The sequence below is a fragment of the Dehalococcoidales bacterium genome, from assembly GCA_035529395.1.
GTDB lineage: Bacteria > Chloroflexota > Dehalococcoidia > Dehalococcoidales > Fen-1064 > DUES01.
Map to the genome: position 1 here is coordinate 1 of DATKWT010000180.1, position 3,510 is coordinate 3,510.

Annotated in this window: 1 protein-coding gene; it reads right to left on the reverse strand. The window is 55.8% G+C overall.

Translation table 11 applies throughout. The features are described from left to right. The coding region (locus tag VMW13_11150) for a M4 family metallopeptidase (GenBank protein ID HUV45370.1) at positions 1–3,425 on the reverse strand (3,425 nt) is incomplete at its 3' end. Positions 3,426–3,510: the final 85 nt, after the last annotated feature.

Consider the following 3,510-nt stretch of genomic DNA (forward strand, 5'->3'; position numbering starts at 1 on the left):
ACACTCGAATTCGTAGAGTCTATAGCTATCGCATTTACCCTTGCGCCTGACAGCCCTTTATGCGTCCAGGTGCTCCCACCATCCCCGGTTTTGTATATGCCATCATCGGTACCTGCACAGACAATGTCGGGATCGCCAGGAGCAACTTGAACAACTCGGGCCAGAATTTCAGGGAAGCCTGTCTTCGTCCAGGTGGCCCCTCCATCAGCCGTTTTGAACACGCCCCTTTCTGTTCCGGCATAGACTATGTCAGGATTTGTCCCGGCCATTGCCAGGCTGTTTACGTAGCCTCCGTATGGCCCGTTAGTGGTCCACTGCGAAGTCCCTTCACTCTCGATGCTGATCCCGGTGACATTGCGAACAGCAAATCCGTCCTGTAAGCCATCCTGTTGCCTAGGCTGACGAGCTGTTGGGCTTTCACCGCCTAATGTGCTGCCCCCGCCTGTTGTTTCCCGATCACTGATATTGTAGCTGAGGGCAGCGTCGCCATCATTGCTGATGGTCAGCGTGTAGTTATGACTCGTATTTGTGGGCAGGGTGACATTGAAGCTGGTGGGGGCAACCGTGATGTCGGGCTGCCCTCCAGTTCCAGTTGTGGTAGCCGAGTCCTCAGCATAGTTATCCGACCACTGCTCGCTCCCGGAGACATGTGACCAGGCCCGATAGTAGTAGGTCGTGCCCGGGGTTAGCCCTGTATCAGACTTGCTGGTTCCGGTGTCGAAATAGACCTGGGTGCCATCGTCTTTATTTGTTGGGTAGCTGCCTTCTTTCCTCTGTATCTTTGTCTTCTGTGCTCCATCGCCTTTGGTCCAGGACAAATTTATCTGGGTGCTGTTGGCTGTGGTGGCGTTTAAGCTGGTTGGCGCATCAGGCTTGGTTAAGAAGGTCAGCTCCGAGCCACTACTTTGCCCGGCGGTGTTCTTAGCCTGAGCCCTCAAGTAGTATTTAGTCCCGTTATTGAGGCCGGTGATAGGTGCGCTGAAGGACTGGCCGGTGGTCTTGCTTCCCGTCCAGCCTGTGTTGTAAGCGTAAGGTTCCCCTGAGTCAGTATCATACTCAAAGCGGTACTGGCAGGCTTCGCCGCCATCATTGCTTATCGTGCCGTTGAGGGTGGCTGTGGTCTCCTCCACATTTGTGGCAGCATTGGTGGTCACCGTTGGTGCTATTACTGCTCCGGCGCCGCAGGTATAGATGCGGATATCGTCGATAACCCAGCCATCAGCACTGACCATAGAGTCAGTTCCAATGCCGAACCGGAAGCGAACGCTCTGCCCGGCCAGTGAACTCAGGTCGAGCCGGCTGGAGATGTAGCCATTGCTCCAGCCACCGAAGGCCTGCCGCCCCGCCAGCGGGTTGCCGTAGCCGCTAGAGATAGTTCCATCGTAGCCATTGTTGATAATGAGCGAGCCCGCGTCGGTCCAGGAGCTGCCCCCGTTGGTGCTGTACTCGATTACACCGCCATCCCACATGGTCGCTAATGAGTATTCGAAGTTGTAGCAATGGTTGAAGTGCAGGTAGGGTGTGCTTCCAACCGGCAGCGCCATATCCACTGCCATGGCGATGTAACACTCGCTGACAACATTACGGTCTCGGCCCAAGAGGTGGTACTGGCCGCTGGCAGCATACCAGTCGGATCTATACCACACATCACTACCTGTGATGCAAGTAACAGCCCAGGCACCGCCACCTGCTTCCAAATCGTCGAAGAACAAGTCATCGTGCGTCCCAGCACCGCAAGGCGGTACTGGTTCAGGGGCCGGGCATGAGGTTGGCTGCTGGTCCATCTCGGTGGCGTCTACCGCATCCTTGACCGTCTGGCGGTCGGCAGAGCTGAAGCCCAGGTTTATGGCCGCCTGCTGCAGACAATCGTACAGGTCGGCATAGTCGCTGGCTGAGGTGAACAAGTTCGTCTGGACCTCATACCAAAGGTCGGCTGCCTTGGCAATATCACCGCCGAAGCCGGCGACGGTGTAGCCGTTGAAAAAGTCGCCATCCACCATCAAGTAGGCTGCCTTGTTGGCCACCCCCGAGTTGGAATGCACGCCGCCGTAATCAGTTGCGCCGCATACATAATAGGTGCTGGTTATCCTGTCGGGGTCATTGAAAGCTGGGGGGTTGCTCATGTCACGCAGGACGCCAAAATTTGGCTCATCCTCGCCTATCAGCCAGCGGTCGCCTGGGTCGTCGGCGCCATTGTACAGGTCAACGAACTCGCCCCAGATATCGGAGAAGCCCTCGTTGATGGCCCCCGACTGCATATAGTAGAACAGATTTGACTCGTAGCTGGTGACGCCGTGGGTCATCTCGTGTCCCACCACGTCGTCTGCCTGGGGAAAGCCCTCGCCGAAGACCATCTGCGAGCCGTTCCAGAAGGCATTCTGGCATGGGCAAGCATAGTTGCATAGGGATGTAGGCGAGGGCTCGCAGTAGCGCACGGTGGAGATGAGGTTCATGCCAGCATCGTCTATGCTGTCCCTGCCATGTATGTCGAAATAGAAATCGTAGGTGTCGCCGGTGTAATCATAGGCATCGTTCACATCGTCGACGCTGCTTGGCGAGTCTCCTTCGGTGCGCACCGGCCCATTGCCGGGCAGACTATAAGCAGTGTCGTTTTCATTATCGTAGACCTCCCGGTACTTGCCCGTGTTGACCTGGTTAAAGTGCAGCGCTACTACCCCCAGCCTGGCATCCACCAGCACCAGCTCGCGGATGGGGAGCATCTCTACGGGCTCTACCTCCATGCGCCACACCAGTGTGGTCAGATTGAAGTTCATGCCCAGTATTATGGGGTTATAAATCCACAGCGCGGGCTCGCTCGCCCTGAGTGCGTTAGAATCGAGGTCGTATTCTCTGGCTACAGCATTAAGTGCGTTTTTCTTAGCGCTGGAAGCGTCCACAGTGGGACTGGTATCCAGTGATATATCGGGCAGGACCTCGCCGTTGGCCGAGATGACATCGTTCTCAGGGTTGACCTGGACGATGAGTTCCCCTCCCACTACTGGAACGTCTTCATAGACCTGCTGGAAGCGCACAAAGGAGCGGCCGTCATCAAGCGTCTTGCTGCGCATCACTTCAAGCTCCTCTGCCTGATTGCTAAGGCCGAAGAGCCCCCCATACTCTGCCAGAAAGCCACGGGCTGCCTCTTCTGGGCTTGCGTCGGCTTTCAAGGCAGCCGGTTGTGGTATGGGATGGGATAGCTCCGTTCCAATGAAGCGCATCTTGCCAGTCTTAGCATGAGTAGAGACCCGTGCCCTTCCTTCTGTTAGCTCCTGCAATTCCTGGACAAGGTTATCTGGCAAATCATCCGCTGAAGCACTTCCAGTAGCCGTAGGCGGCACAACCGTGAAGACCAGTGCAAGGCATAAAGCAAGGCTGAAAATCACTCCCAGCCACCCTTTTCTGATACTAAACATTTCCTTTTTCATATCACACAACCTCCCGATTAGTTTTCTCCCTAGCCTAAAGGCAAATCTACTGCCTTTACTATCCACCTCTACACCACCGGACCCT